At 63.0% G+C, this 14,768-nt stretch carries 11 protein-coding genes; 4 read left to right on the top strand and 7 right to left on the bottom strand.

What is annotated here, in order from left to right; genetic code table 11:
• Positions 1–84 precede the first annotated feature (84 nt).
• From cmk to mtnA, 7 genes are all read right to left on the bottom strand, one after another.
• Entirely contained in the window at positions 85–774 is a 690-nt protein-coding gene (gene cmk / locus J3P89_RS07940) for a (d)CMP kinase (protein ID WP_434697202.1), read from the bottom strand.
• The gene (locus J3P89_RS07935) at positions 771–2,978 is read right to left on the bottom strand and encodes a bifunctional prephenate dehydrogenase/3-phosphoshikimate 1-carboxyvinyltransferase (RefSeq protein ID WP_434697961.1); all 2,208 of its coding nucleotides are present in this window, start codon (positions 2,976–2,978) and stop codon (positions 771–773) included. Before J3P89_RS07935 ends, cmk begins: the two co-directional genes overlap by 4 nt.
• Before the next feature lie 28 nt (positions 2,979–3,006).
• Positions 3,007–4,119, bottom strand: a complete 1,113-nt coding sequence (hisC, locus tag J3P89_RS07930; RefSeq protein WP_434697201.1) for a histidinol-phosphate transaminase — start codon at positions 4,117–4,119, stop codon at positions 3,007–3,009.
• A gap of 12 nt (positions 4,120–4,131) precedes the next feature.
• Positions 4,132–5,226, bottom strand: coding sequence for a prephenate dehydratase (gene pheA, locus J3P89_RS07925; RefSeq protein ID WP_434697200.1), 1,095 nt, complete (start codon positions 5,224–5,226; stop codon positions 4,132–4,134).
• Positions 5,226–6,311, bottom strand: coding sequence for a 3-phosphoserine/phosphohydroxythreonine transaminase (serC, locus tag J3P89_RS07920; protein WP_305499688.1), 1,086 nt, complete (start codon positions 6,309–6,311; stop codon positions 5,226–5,228). The genes pheA and serC overlap by 1 nt, the downstream gene beginning before the upstream one ends.
• A 302-nt stretch (positions 6,312–6,613) precedes the next feature.
• Positions 6,614–9,277: a DNA gyrase subunit A gene (gyrA, locus tag J3P89_RS07915; RefSeq protein WP_434697199.1), complete on the bottom strand. Its 2,664-nt coding sequence runs from the start codon at positions 9,275–9,277 to the stop codon at positions 6,614–6,616.
• A 422-nt stretch (positions 9,278–9,699) separates the two neighbouring features.
• The gene (gene mtnA, locus J3P89_RS07910; protein ID WP_305499687.1) at positions 9,700–10,776 is read right to left on the bottom strand and encodes an S-methyl-5-thioribose-1-phosphate isomerase; all 1,077 of its coding nucleotides are present in this window, start codon (positions 10,774–10,776) and stop codon (positions 9,700–9,702) included.
• Between the two features lie 106 nt (positions 10,777–10,882).
• Here mtnA and J3P89_RS07905 point away from each other — a divergent pair, with 106 nt between their 5' ends.
• The 4 genes from J3P89_RS07905 (at position 10,883) to J3P89_RS07890 (ending at position 14,569) form a co-directional block, all read left to right on the top strand.
• A complete protein-coding gene (locus tag J3P89_RS07905) occupies positions 10,883–12,214 on the top strand; it encodes a TRZ/ATZ family hydrolase (RefSeq protein WP_434697198.1) in 1,332 nt (443 codons plus the stop codon).
• A 60-nt stretch (positions 12,215–12,274) separates the two neighbouring features.
• Positions 12,275–12,973 (top strand): bifunctional 2-polyprenyl-6-hydroxyphenol methylase/3-demethylubiquinol 3-O-methyltransferase UbiG, encoded by a 699-nt coding sequence (gene ubiG, locus J3P89_RS07900; protein ID WP_305499685.1) that lies wholly within the window; start codon positions 12,275–12,277, stop codon positions 12,971–12,973.
• A 4-nt stretch (positions 12,974–12,977) separates the two neighbouring features.
• Entirely contained in the window at positions 12,978–13,649 is a 672-nt protein-coding gene (gene mupP / locus J3P89_RS07895; RefSeq protein ID WP_434572718.1) for an N-acetylmuramic acid 6-phosphate phosphatase MupP, read from the top strand.
• Between the two features lie 179 nt (positions 13,650–13,828).
• Positions 13,829–14,569 carry a YciK family oxidoreductase gene (locus tag J3P89_RS07890; protein WP_434601439.1) on the top strand — a complete coding sequence of 247 codons (741 nt, stop codon included), beginning with the start codon at positions 13,829–13,831 and terminating at the stop codon, positions 14,567–14,569.
• Positions 14,570–14,768: the final 199 nt, after the last annotated feature.

Genomic DNA, 14,768 nt, shown 5'->3' with positions numbered 1-14,768 from the left:
ATCTCCACACCCCAGACGATGTGGGTTAGTTTCATATAAAAGAAGCGCCGCAGGACTATGACTGGTCCCCTGCGGAGCTTCCTGTCACCCGGCGATATCGCGAAGCGCGATCTCGCTCATGATGCGTCGCAACACCTGATCAATGGACAACTCCGTGGAATCCAGCTGAATCGCATCGGCCGCCGGCTTTAGCGGGGCTACTGCGCGCTGGGTATCACGCTCGTCGCGTGCACGGATCTCATCTAGCAGACTCGACAGACTAACATCCTCGCCTTTGCCCTTCAACTGCAAATATCGGCGGCGAGCCCGCTCCTCCGCGCTGGCGGTGAGGAATATCTTCAGCGGCGCATCCGGAAATACCACCGTGCCCATGTCGCGGCCATCGGCCACCAGCCCCGGCGGCTCCTGGAACGCCCGTTGACGCTGCAGCAGCGCTTCACGCACCGCCGGCAGCGCGGCGACCTGGGAGGCCCCGGCGCCAACGCTTTCGGTGCGAATGACGTCGCTGACTTCGTCACCTTCCAGGATGATGCGCTGCAACTGGCCATCGGTGGCGGCGATGAACTGCACGTCCAGATGGGCGGCCAGGGCCTTGAGCAGTTCTTCGTTGGTCAGGTCGACGCCATGGTTCTTGGCGGCGAAGGCCAGCAAACGATAGAGGGCACCGGAATCGAGCAGATTCCAGCCCAGTTGCTTGGCCAGCATGCCGGCGATGGTGCCTTTGCCCGAGCCGCTTGGGCCATCGATGGTGATGACCGGTGCCTTGATGTTCACGACTGCGCCTCTTGTGCTACTCGAATACCGACCTGCGCGCACAACGCCAGGAAGTTCGGGAACGACGTGGCGACGTTGGCGCAGTCATGGATGCGGATCGGCGCGCTGGCGCGCAGGGACGCAACACTGAAGGCCATGGCGATGCGATGGTCGCCATGCCCATGGACTTCGCCACCGCCAATCTGGCCGCCGTCAATGATGATGCCGTCCGGCGTCGGTTCGCATTTGACACCAAGGGCCAGCAGGCCGTCGGCCATCACCTGAATGCGATCCGACTCCTTGACCCGCAGCTCTTCGGCGCCGGTCAGGACTGTGCGGCCTTCCGCGCACGCAGCTGCCACGAACAACACCGGGAACTCGTCGATCGCCAGGGGAACCAGCGCCTCGGGAATCTTAATGCCTTTAAGCTTAGCTGCTCTTACGTGCAAGTCCGCAACGGGCTCGCCGCCCACTTCGCGCTGGTTTTCCAGGGTGATGTCGGCGCCCATCAGGCGCAGGATGTCGATCACGCCGGTACGGGTCGGGTTGATGCCGACGTGTTCGAGTACCAGGTCGGAGCCTTCGGCGATCGACGCGGCCACGAGGAAGAACGCCGACGAGGAAATATCGCCCGGCACTTCGATGTGGGTCGCGGTCAGCTTGCTGCCCGATTCGACAGACGCGGTGGCGCCGTCAACGCTGACCGGATAACCGAAGCCACGCAGCATGCGCTCGGTGTGGTCGCGGGTCGGCGCCGGCTCGGTGACGGTGGTCTTGCCTTCGGCATACAGGCCGGCCAGCAGCAGGCAGGATTTCACCTGGGCACTGGCCATCGGCATGGTGTAGGTCAGGCCCTTGAGTTTGTTGCCGCCGCGAATGGTCATCGGTGGACGACCGTCGGCCGCGGTCTCGATCACTGCGCCCATTTCCCGCAGCGGGTTGGCGACGCGGTTCATCGGACGCTTGGACAGCGAGGCATCACCGGTCAGGGTGCTGTCGAAATCCTGGGCGGCCAGCAGGCCGGACAACAGGCGCATCGACGTGCCGGAGTTGCCCAGGTAGATCGGGCCCGGAGCGGGCTTCAGACCGTGCAGGCCAACGCCATGGATAGTCACGCGGCCGTGGTGCGGCCCCTCGATGACCACGCCCATGTCGCGGAACGCTTGCAGCGTTGCCAGGGCGTCTTCGCCCTCGAGGAAACCTTCCACCTCGGTCACGCCTTCAGCCAGGGAGCCGAGCATGATCGAGCGGTGGGAAATCGATTTATCGCCCGGTACACGAATCCGCCCACTCAGGGAGCCACCAGGTTGTGCCAGGAAAATCAGATCGTTGGAGTTCATAGCGTCCACATAGGCCCGACGGGCCAGGATTTTACTGAAATGCTCGCGGGCCACCCTGGCGCGTGTGAAAACGCCCAGCAATTGGTGCCCGTCCCCTGCATCGACCGCGTCGCGCAAGGCGTCGAGATCGCTGCGAAATGTATCGAGTGTGCGCAGGACAGCTTCGCGGTTGGCGAGGAAGATGTCGTGCCACATGACCGGGTCGCTCCCCGCGATTCTCGTGAAATCGCGGAAACCGCCGGCAGCGTAACGGAAGATCTCAAGATTTTCATTGCGTTTGGCCAATGAATCCACCAGACCGAACGCCAACAGGTGCGGCAAATGGCTGGTGGCGGCCAATACTTCGTCGTGTCGCTCGACCTGCATGTGCTCGACATCGGCCCCCAACTCGCGCCACAGACGGTCCACCACCGCCAATGCCGCGGGATCGGTCTGGTCCAGCGGCGTCAGAATGACCTTATGACGACGGAACAGCTCGGCATTGGATGCCTCTACCCCGCTCTGCTCGGAGCCGGCAATCGGATGACCGGGCACGAAGCGCGCCGGCATCCCGCCAAACGCCTCGGTCGCGGCCCGCACCACGTTGCCCTTGGCGCTGCCGACATCGGTGAGAATCGCTTGCCCGAGGTCCATGCCGGCCAACCGGGCGAGCAATTTCTCCATGGCCAGGATCGGCACCGCCAGCTGGATCACGTCAGCCCCTTGGCAGGCAATCAGCAGGTCATCCTCGCAGCGATCCACCACGCCCAGCTCGACGGCGAGCCTGCGCGATTGCGGATCGAGGTCGACCCCGACGACTTCCCGGCACAGCCCGCTTTCACGCAGGCCCTTGGCGAACGAACCGCCGATCAACCCCAGGCCGACCACCACCAGGCGACCGATCATAGGTGCCGCAGGTTGCAGCGAGGTGACATCAACCACGAGCCAGGACCTTGCTCAGCGCCTCCAGGAAACGGCTGTTTTCCGCCGGCAGGCCGACGGTGACCCGCAGGTGATTCGGCATGCCGTAATTGGCCACCGGACGGACGATCACGCCTTCGCGCAGCAAGCCTTGGAACACCGGCGCCGCGACACAGCCCACGTCGACACAGATGAAATTGCCCTTGGAAGGAATCCAACCCAGTCCCAGCTCACGGAAGCCGGCTTCCAGCTGCTGCATACCGGCCTCGTTCAAGCGGCGGCTCTCGGCCAGGTAGGCCTCGTCCTGCAAGGCGGCGCAGGCGGCGGCCAGGGCGAAGCTGTTGACGTTGAACGGTTGGCGCACGCGGTTCAGCACATCGGCCACCACCGCGGTGGAGAGGCCGTAACCGACCCGCAGCGACGCCAGGCCATAGGCCTTGGAGAACGTGCGCGACACCAGCAGGTTCGGGTACGCGGCGAGGAAATCCAGGCCGTCGGGCAGGTCGCTGCCCTCGGCGTATTCGATGTAGGCCTCGTCCAGCACCACCAGCACGTGCTCGGGCACGTCCTGCAGGAAGTCGTCCAGGGCCTGGGCATCGAACCAGGTGCCGGTCGGATTGTTCGGGTTGGCTATGAAGACCACGCGGGTGTTGGCGTCGATGGCGGCCAGCATGGCCGGCAGATCGTGCCCCCAATCCTTGGCCGGAACCACATGGGCATCGGCACCAACGGCCTGGGTGGCAATCGGATAGACCGCAAACGCATGCTCGCTGAACACGGCGTTGAGGCCTGGCGCCAGATAGGCACGGGCGACCAGCTCGAGAATGTCGTTGGAGCCGTTACCCAGGGTCACCTGGCTCAGCTCGACGCCGCAGCGCTCGGCCAGCAGGCTTTTCAAGGCAAAGCCATTACCGTCGGGGTAGCGGGTCAGTTCGGCCAGTTCGTCGCGAATCGCCGCCAATGCCTTGGGGCTCGCGCCCAGCGGGTTTTCGTTGCTCGCCAATTTGACGATGCTGGCCGGATCCAGATCCAGCTCGCGAGCCAGTTCGTCCACAGGCTTGCCTGGAACGTAAGGCGAAAGTTGTTGCACGCCTGGCTGCGCCAGTGCGAGGAAGTTGCCACTCATTGCTATCCGCCCTTAAAGAACTGCCTTGGGGTAGGAACCCAGCACCTTGAGTGCCACTGCTTCCTGACTGATTTTCTCCAGCACACCCTTGACCAGCGGATCGCGGTGGTGGCCGACAAAATCGATGAAGAACACGTAGGTCCATTTACCGCTACGCGACGGACGGGTCTCGATCCGCGTCAGGTCGATCCCGTTGTCATGGAACGGCACCAGCAATTCGTGCAGCGCGCCCGGCTTGTTGCTCATGGAAACGATGATCGAGGTCTTGTCGTCGCCGGTCGGTGGGACTTCCTGGCTGCCGATCATCAGGAACCGGGTGGAGTTGTCCGGACGGTCTTCGATTTTCTCGGCCAGGCGCGTCAACCCGTAGAGGCCTGCCGCCATATCGCCGGCGATGGCCGCCGAGTTCCACTCGCCCTTGACCCGCTTGGCCGCCTCGGCGTTGCTCGACACCGCTACCCGCTCGACATTCGGGTAATGCGCATCCAGCCATTTGCGGCACTGAGCCAGGGACTGGGCATGGGAGTAGATGCGGCTGATGCTGTCAGTCTTGGTGCTCTCGCCCACCAGCAGGTGGTGGTGAATGCGCAGCTCGACTTCGCCACAGATCACCATGTCGTGTTCGAGGAAGCTGTCCAGCGTGTGGTTGACCGCGCCTTCGGTGGAGTTTTCCACCGGCACCACACCGAAATTCACCGCACCGGCGGCCACTTCGCGGAAGACTTCGTCGATGGCCGCCATCGGCTTGCTGACCACCGCGTGACCAAAATGCTTCATGGCGGCGGCCTGGGTGAAGGTGCCTTCCGGCCCCAGGTATGCAACCTTCAGCGGCTGTTCGAGGGCCAGGCACGAGGACATGATTTCGCGGAACAGCCGCGCCATCTCTTCGTTGCCCAGCGGGCCTTTGTTGCGCTCCATGACGCGCTTGAGCACCTGGGCTTCGCGCTCCGGCCGGTAGAACACCGGTACTTCGCCTTCAGCCAGGGAAGCCATTTTCACCCGGGCGACTTCCTGGGCGCAGCGTGCACGCTCGCTGATCAGTTCCAGGACTTTTTCGTCCAGGGCGTCGATGCGCAGGCGCAGCGCCTTGAGTTCTTGCTCGGACATCAGCCGTGTTCCTTCTCGAACTCTGCCATGTAGGCAATCAGCGCGTTGACGGCGTTGATATCTACGGCGTTGTAGATGGAGGCGCGCATGCCGCCGACCGAACGGTGGCCCTTGAGGTTAAGCAGGCCACGCTCATCGGCGCCGGCCAGGAACGGCTTGTCGAGACGATCATCGGCCAGGCGGAACGGCACGTTCATCCACGAGCGGTCGGATTTGTTGATCGGGTTGCTGTAGAGGCCGCTGGCGTCGATGAAGTCATACAGCGTGCGCTGCTTCACTTCGTTGAGCTTGCCGATGGCTTCGACACCGCCCTGCTCTTTCAGCCACTCGAACACCAGGCCGGACAGGTACCAGGCCAAAGTCGGCGGGGTGTTGTACATCGAGCCATTATCGGCCGCGACCTTGTAGTTGAGCATGGTCGGGCACAGGGAACGGGCGCGACCGAGCAGGTCTTCGCGGATGATCGCGACCAGGATGCCGCTCGGGCCGATGTTTTTCTGGGCGCCGGCGTAGATCATGCCGAAACGGGAGATATCCACAGGACGCGAGAGGATGTCCGAGGACATGTCGGCCACCAGCGGCACGTCACCGGTTTCCGGGATCCAGTTGAATTCCAGGCCACCGATGGTTTCGTTCGGCGCGTAGTGCACATAGGCCGCGTCCTTGGACAGGTTCCACTCGTTCTGGCCGGGAATCGCGAAATAATCGTAAGGCTTGGCGGTTGCGGCAACGTTGACGTGGCCGTAGCGCGACGCCTCTTCGATGGCTTTCTGCGACCAGATACCGGTGTCGATGTAGTCGGCCTTGCCACTTTCCGGCAACAGGTTCAATGGAATCTGCGCGAACTGCTGGCTGGCGCCGCCCTGCAGGAACAGCACTTTGTAGTTGGACGGGATGTTCAGCAGATCACGCAGGTCCTGCTCGGCCTTGGTCGCGATGGACACGAACTCATCGCTGCGATGGCTCATTTCCATGACGGACAGGCCCTTGCCATGCCAGTCGAGAAGTTCACCCTGGGCGCGCTTCAGGACCGCTTCAGGAAGCGCCGCCGGGCCGGCACAGAAGTTATAGGCTCTCTTGCTCACATCCAATCTCGCTCTGATCTGGTGGTCACTTAAAACTTTTGATTTGCACCGCTCCCACAGGGGCTACCGCTCACTCAAGGCATGGATGAATCCGTGGCGAGGGAGCTTGCTCCCGCTTGAGTGCGAAGCGCTCACAAAAGGAGGGGCCGCTGCGCGGCCCAGCGGGAGCAAGCTCCCTCGCCACAATGAATCAAACAAGCCTTAAGATAAGGGCAGCACCCTTGGCAACGTGCAGTGTCGCAAATTTTCAAACGGAACAAACAACAAGGGGGCGAATCTTCATCCGCCCCCTGTGTGTCCGCTTAGTCCTGCGGTTCTTCTTCGTCTGCGGCGGCATCGAGCTGTTGGTCGCCGACGGCGTCATCGACCTCGGCACCGAGGGTGCCGTCGAACGCCACGCCTTCCTCGCCTTCCAGTTCCTCGCCTTCGACTTCCGACGGCTCCTGGACCCGTTCAAGCCCGACCAGCGTTTCGTCGCTGGCGAGTTTGATCAGCGTCACGCCCTGGGTGTTACGACCCAGGCTGGAGACTTCCGCGACACGCGTGCGCACCAGGGTGCCCTGGTCGGAGATCAGCATGATCTCTTCGCCATCGAGCACCTGGACCGCGCCGACCAGGCGGCCGTTACGCTCGTTGCTGACCATGGCGATCACGCCCTGGCCGCCACGCTTGTACTCGGGGAACTCGCTGATGGCGGTACGCTTGCCGTAGCCCCGCGCGGAAGCGGTGAGGATCTGGCTGCCTTCTTCCGGAATCAGCATGGAAATCAGCTTCTGCCCTTCCGGCAGACGCATGCCGCGAACACCACGGGCGGTACGGCCCATGGCGCGGACGTCGGATTCCTTGAAGCGCGTGACCTTGCCGCCGTCGGAGAACAGCATGACTTCACGCTCACCGTCGGTGATGGCAGCGGAAATCAGCACGTCGCCTTCGTCCAGCTCCAGTGCGATCAGGCCGACGCTGCGCTGACGGCTGAAGGATTCCAGCGGGGTCTTCTTCACGGTGCCCTTGGCGGTCGCCATGAAGATAAAGTGACCTTCTGTGTATTCCTCCACCGGCAGCATGGTGGTGATGTATTCGTCACTGTCCAGCGGCAGCAGGTTCACCAGCGGACGACCGCGAGCCGCACGGGACGCCTCAGGGATTTCGTAGGTCTTGAGCCAGTACACCTTGCCCTTGCTGGAGAACAGCAACAGCGTGGTATGGCTGTTGGCGACCAGCAGGTGAGCGATGTAGTCCTCGTCCTTGACGCCGGTCGCCGACTTGCCCTTGCCGCCGCGACGCTGGGCCTGGTAGGCGGCCAGCGGCTGGGTCTTGGCGTAGCCGCCGTGGGAAATCGTCACCACGCGCTCTTCTTCCGGGATCATGTCGCCCAGGGTCAGGTCGAGGCGCGCATCGAGGATCTCGGTGCGGCGCACGTCGCCGTACTCGGCGCGGATCACTTCCAGTTCTTCGCGGATCACTTCCATCAGGCGCGTGGCGCTGTTGAGGATGCGGATCAGCTCGCCGATCTGGTTGAGGATCTCCTGGTACTCGGCCAGCAGCTTCTCGTGCTCCAGGCCGGTCAGGCGGTGCAGGCGCAGTTCCAGGATGGCTTGCGCCTGTTCCGGGGACAGGAAGTACTTGCCTTCGCGCAGACCGTACTGCGGATCGAGATTTTCCGGACGGCACGAGTCGGCGCCGGCGCGCTCGACCATCGCCACCACCGCGCTGGATTCCCAAGGGGTGCTGATCAGCGCTTCCTTGGCTTCCGACGGGGTTGGCGAGGCCTTGATCAGGGCGATGACCGGGTCGATGTTCGACAGGGCAACGGCCTGGCCTTCAAGGATGTGGCCGCGTTCGCGAGCTTTACGCAGTTCGAACACGGTCCGCCGGGTGACCACTTCGCGACGGTGACGCACGAAGGCTTCCAGCAGGTCCTTGAGGTTCAGGATCCGCGGACGGCCGTCGATCAGCGCGACAATGTTGATGCCGAACACGCTTTGCAGCTGGGTCTGGGCGTAGAGGTTGTTGAGGATCACCTCCGGCACTTCGCCACGGCGCAGCTCGATCACGACGCGCATGCCGTCCTTGTCGGACTCGTCACGCAGCTCGGTGATGCCTTCGAGTTTCTTTTCTTTCACCAGCTCGGCGATCTTCTCGATCAGGCGGGCCTTGTTCAGCTGGTACGGCAGCTCGGTGATGACGATCTGCTGGCGGCCACCGACCTTGTCGATGTCCTCGACGGTCGAGCGGGCGCGCATGTAGATGCGACCGCGACCGGTGCGGTAGGCCTCGATGATGCCGGCGCGACCGTTGATGATCGCGGCAGTCGGGAAGTCCGGACCGGGGATGTATTGCATCAGTTCATCGACGGACAGCTCGGGGTTGTCGATGAGAGCCAGGCAACCGTCGATGACTTCACCGAGGTTGTGCGGCGGGATGTTGGTCGCCATGCCCACGGCGATACCGCTGGAGCCGTTGACGAGCAGGTTCGGGATACGCGTCGGCATGACCGCCGGGATCATCTCGGTGCCGTCGTAGTTCGGCACCCAGTCGACGGTTTCCTTGTGCAGGTCGGCCAGCAGTTCGTGGGCCAGCTTGGTCATGCGCACTTCGGTGTATCGCATGGCCGCGGCGTTGTCGCCGTCCACCGAACCGAAGTTGCCCTGGCCGTCCACCAGCAGGTAGCGCAGGGAGAATGGCTGGGCCATCCGAACGATGGTGTCGTACACGGCAGTGTCGCCGTGGGGGTGATACTTACCGATCACATCGCCGACGACACGGGCGGATTTCTTGTACGGCTTGTTGAAGTCGTTGCCCAGTTCGCTCATCGCGAACAGCACGCGCCGGTGCACGGGCTTCAAGCCATCGCGCGCATCCGGCAGCGCCCGCCCGACGATCACGCTCATCGCGTAGTCGAGGTAGGACTGTTTCAGCTCGTCTTCGATATTGACCGGGAGGATTTCTTTGGCCAGTTCGCCCATGAGAAGCCTGATTCCTTTTTCTGGTGAAACCTCGCTACATCCAGATGGGATGAACGAAGCTCGCCGCTGCAGGACAAGTGCCGTGCAGCGACTTACGACAAATCAACGAGTTATGCCATGGATCTGCGCAGTAAAGGCCACCTCGCGAGGCAGCCTTGGAAACCGCCGGATGTTATCACAAGAGCCGCCACGCACCTATCCCCCTGATGCGCATGGTGCGTAGTTAGTTGACCGATGACAGGCTGGAACGGGACGAGAGGGGCTCAGAGGCGCTGAAACGCAGATTTTGTGGCTGGATTTGGATTTTTTCTGACTTTGCCGGCCCTATCGCGAGCAAGCTCGCTCCCACAATGGAGCCATATCGCAATCAAATGTGGGAGCGAGCTTGCTCGCGATGGGGCCAGCTCAGGCGCCGAAAGCCTTCAATGCAACCGCTTGCGACACATCAACTGCGCCATCTTGGCCGTATCCGGCCGCTCGACGATGCCCTTCTCCGTCACGATCGCATCGATCAGGTCCGCCGGGGTCACGTCGAACACCGGGTTGAACGCATCGGCATCCGCCCCGACCCGCTTGCCGCCGACTTCCAGCAGCTCGCGCCCGTCGCGCTCTTCGATCGGGATGTCATCACCGCTGGCCAGGTTCATGTCGATGGTCGAGCTTGGCGCCACCACCATGAAACGTACGCCGTGGTGCATGGCACAGACCGCCAGCTGGTAGGTGCCGATCTTGTTCGCCACGTCGCCGTTGGCCGTGATGCGGTCAGCGCCGACGATGACCCAGGTCACGCCCTTGGTCTTCATGATGTGGGCAGCGGCGGAATCGGCGTTGAGCGTCACCGGAATGCCCTCGTTCGCCAGCTCCCATGCCGTCAACCGTGAACCCTGCAGCCATGGACGGGTTTCGTCGGCGTAGACCCGTTCGACCATGCCCTCCAGAAACGCCCCGCGGATCACTCCGAGGGCCGTTCCGAAGCCGCCGGTGGCCAGGGCCCCGGTGTTGCAATGGGTCAAGATGGCCTGGGCGTTGCCCTGATGCTTGCGGATCAGGTCGACGCCGAGCTGGGCCATGGTCAGGTTGGCTTCGCGGTCGCTTTCATGGATCGCAATGGCCTCGGCCTCCAGGACCGCCAGTGGTTCGGCATGCTCCTTCAAGCGCCCCAACCGGTCGCGCATGCGATCCAGCGCCCAGAACAGATTGACCGCCGTCGGCCGGGAATCGGCCAGCAAGGCGAAATCCGCTTCCAGCGCCGCTTGCCAATCGCCGCCCTCGGCCATCCGCGCACGCGCCGCCAGCACCACGCCATAGGCGGCGCTGATGCCGATAGCCGGCGCACCGCGCACCACCATCGAACGAATGGCCTCGGCCACACCGGCCGCGCTGGTGTAGGCGATCCAGTTTTCCTCGAACGGCAAAACACGCTGATCCAGCAGGTAAAGAGCGCCATCGCGCCAATCGATGGCCTTCACCTTCTCCGCAGCCAACAGTCGATCGCGCATCCCTCACCCCGCACTCAAGAACAAAAGCCGCCGATTATAGCGATCCCTCCGCGAAGACGCTCGGGTATACTTCGTCATCCTTTATAACCCATGGAACCGTTCCACGATGCCCAAGCCTGCCGTTGCGCTCGACTTATTATTGCTGCCGACCTGGTTGGTGCCTGTCGAACCCGCCGGTATCGTGCTCAAGGATCATGGCCTGGGCATTCGCGACGGTTGCATCGTGTTCATCGGGCCACGGGCCGAAGCCATGCAATGCGCTGCCACGGAGGTTCGCGAACTGCCCGGCATGCTGCTCAGTCCGGGCCTGGTCAATGCCCACGGTCACGCGGCAATGACGTTGTTCCGTGGCCTGGCCGACGACCTGCCGCTAATGACCTGGCTCGAACAGCACATCTGGCCCGCCGAGGGCAAATGGGTCGACGAGGATTTTGTCCGCGACGGTACTGACCTGGCGATCGCCGAGCAGATCCAGGGCGGCATCACCTGTTTCTCCGACATGTACTTCTATCCCAAGGTGGCCAGCGAACGCGTGCATAACAGCGGCATCCGCGCGCAGATCGCCATTCCGATCCTCGACTTTCCGATCCCCGGCGCCGCCAGCGCCGACGAAGCCATTCGTCAGGGCATCGAATTGTTTGGCGACCTCAAGCACCATCCGCGGATCAAAGTCGCATTCGGCCCTCACGCCCCGTACACCGTCGGCGATGAGAACCTGGAAAAGATCCGCGTGATCGCCGAGGAACTGGACGCGGCCATCCACATGCACGTTCATGAAACCGCCTTCGAAGTGCAGCAGGCTGTGGATAACACCGGCGAGCGGCCGATGGCCCGGTTGGCGCGCGTTGGCTTGCTTGGGCCGCGCTTCCAGGCGGTGCACATGACCCAGGTCAGCGACGAGGACCAGGCGCTGCTGGTAGAACACAATTGCAGCGTGATCCATTGTCCGGAATCGAATCTGAAGCTGGCCAGCGGTTTCTGCCCGGTGGAACGCCTGTGGCAGGCCGGCGTCAACGTCGCGGTCGGCACGGACGGCGCGGCAAGCAACAATGATTTGGACCTGCTGGGCGAAACCCGCACCGCCGCCCTACTGGCGAAAGCCGTTGCCGGTTCGGCCACGGCCTTGGATGCCCATCGGGCGTTGCGCATGGCCACGCTCAATGGCGCCCGCGCGCTGGGCATCGAGACGATCGTCGGCTCGCTGGAAGTCGGCAAGGCCGCCGACCTGGTGGCCTTCGACCTGTCCGGCCTGGCGCAACAACCGATCTATGACCCGGTGTCGCAACTGATCTACGCCACCGGCCGCCATTGCGTGAAACACCTCTGGGTGGCCGGCAAGCCGTTGCTGGAGGATGGCCGCCTGACGCGCATGGACGAATCGCAGCTGATCGCCACGGCCCAGGACTGGGGCCGTCGGGTCAGCGGCCAGAACGAATAGCACAGCCCTTGAGCCACGGCTCGGGACCACCGATTTTTCAAGTTTTTCGAGGAACTGCACATGAGCAACGTCGACCACGCTGAAATTGCCAAGTTCGAGGCCCTGGCCCATCGCTGGTGGGACCGTGAAAGCGAATTCAAGCCGCTGCACGACATCAACCCGCTGCGCGTCAACTGGATCGACGAGCGCGTCGGCCTGGCCGGCAAGAAAGTCCTCGACGTCGGTTGTGGTGGCGGCATCCTAAGTGAAGCCATGGCCCTGCGCGGCGCCACCGTGATGGGCATCGACATGGGCGAGGCGCCGCTGGCAGTGGCGCAACTGCATCAGCTGGAGTCCGGCGTCAGCGTCGAATACCGGCAGATCACCGCCGAAGCCCTGGCCGAGGAAATGCCCGGCCAGTTCGACGTGGTCACCTGCCTGGAAATGCTCGAACACGTACCGGACCCCTCATCGGTGATCCGTGCCTGCTTCCAGATGGTCAAGCCCGGCGGCCAGGTGTTCTTCTCCACCATCAACCGCAACCCGAAGGCGTACCTGTTCGCGATCATCGGCGCCGAATACATCATGAAGCTGCTGCCACGCGGCACCCACGACTTCAAGAAATTCATCCGGCCTTCGGAGCTGGGCGCCTGGAGCCGCATGGCCGGGCTGACCGTCAAGGACATCATCGGCCTGACCTACAACCCGCTGACCAAGCACTACAAACTGGCCGCCGATGTGGACGTCAACTACATGATCCAGACCCTGCGCGAGGAATAAGTCGATGCGTCTCAAAGCGGTTCTCTTCGACATGGACGGCACGCTGCTCGACACCGCGCCAGACTTCATCGCCATCTGCCAGGCCATGCGCGCCGACCGTGGCCTGCCGCCGATGAACACCCAGCACATCCGCGACGAGATTTCCGGCGGCGCCCGGGCGATGGTCGCAGTGACGTTCTCCATGGACCCGGAATCGCCGGGTTTCGAGGAGCTGCGCCAGGAGTTCCTCGACCGCTACCTCAAGGGTTGCGCGGTCCACAGCCATCTGTTCGATGGGATGGCCGAAATACTGGCTGATATCGAGGCGGCCAATCTCATCTGGGGCGTGGTCACCAACAAGCCGGTGCGCTTCGCCGAGCCGATCATGCAGCAGTTGGGCCTGGCCGAGCGGTCGAAAGTGCTGGTCTGCCCCGACCATGTGAAAAACAGCAAACCGGACCCCGAGCCGCTGATTCTCGCTTGCAAGATGCTCGACCTCGACCCGGCCAGCGTGCTGTTCATCGGCGACGACCTGCGGGACATCGAGTCCGGCCGCAGCGCCGGGACCAAGACTTGCGCGGTGACCTATGGCTACATCCACCCGGACGACAACCCCAAGCACTGGGGCGCGGATGTGGTAATCGACCATCCCCTGGCGCTGCGCGAAGTGCTGGATAACGCGTTGTGCAGTTGCTGACCTCGTTCGGCGAAATTGCTCTTGTGGCGAGGGAGCTTGCTCCCGCTGGACCGCGCAGCGGTCCCGAGTCTGGCGACGACTTCGTCGCCGAGCGGGAGCAAGCTCCCTCGCCACGAAAAGCTCACCTGCCATGACTACTCTGCGTGACAAGTACGTGCTGCCATTTGTTGAGGTTTTTTATGTTTGACTACTCCGCCCGCCCCGACCTGCTCGAAGGCCGGATCATCCTGGTCACCGGTGCCGGTCGTGGTATTGGCGCCGCTGCCGCCAAGGCCTATGCCGCCCATGGCGCCACCGTGCTGTTGCTGGGCAAGACCGAAGCCAACCTGACCCAGGTCTATGATGAAATCGAGGCGGCTGGTCATCCGCAGCCAGCGGTGATCCCCTTCAATCTCGAAACCGCCCTGCCCCATCAATACGATGAACTGGCGGCGATGATCGAGACCGAATTCGGCCATCTGGACGGCCTCCTGCACAACGCCTCGATCATCGGCCCGCGCACGCCGCTGGAACAACTTTCAGGCGAGAATTTCATGCGGGTGATGCAAGTGAACGTCAACGCCATGTTCATGCTCACCAGCACCTTGCTGCCGTTGCTCAAACTGTCCAAGGATGCATCGGTGGTGTTCACGTCCAGCAGCGTCGGTCGCAAGGGCCGGGCCTATTGGGGCGCTTATGGCGTGTCCAAGTTCGCCACCGAGGGGCTTATGCAGACCCTGGCCGACGAAGTCGACACCGTAGCGCCGGTGCGCTCCAACAGCATCAACCCCGGCGCCACCCGCACCAGCATGCGCGCACAGGCCTATCCGGGAGAAAATCCGCTGAACAACCCGACGCCCGAAGAAATCATGCCGGTGTACCTGTACCTCATGGGCCCGGACAGTACCGGCGTCAACGGCCAGGCTTTCAACGCGCAGTAAGCGCCAGACTCGACGTCGCGGCGGTTTGCCGTCGCGGCGTGCCTCTCCTTGATCCCCCGGCCAGGCGAAACGCCAAAGCCCTGCCGCCCGTTGCTCACGCTACGAGCCTGCAACTTATTGATTCGTCGGCAAGTTTTATCACTGTGAACTGAATGGCACGACTTTCGCTCTAATCCATTCAAACACGCCGTGTCCGGCG

It is taken from the genome of Pseudomonas sp. Z1-14, assembly GCF_051132005.1.
GTDB lineage: Bacteria > Pseudomonadota > Gammaproteobacteria > Pseudomonadales > Pseudomonadaceae > Aquipseudomonas.
This window is presented reverse-complemented; position numbering and strand designations above follow the sequence as displayed.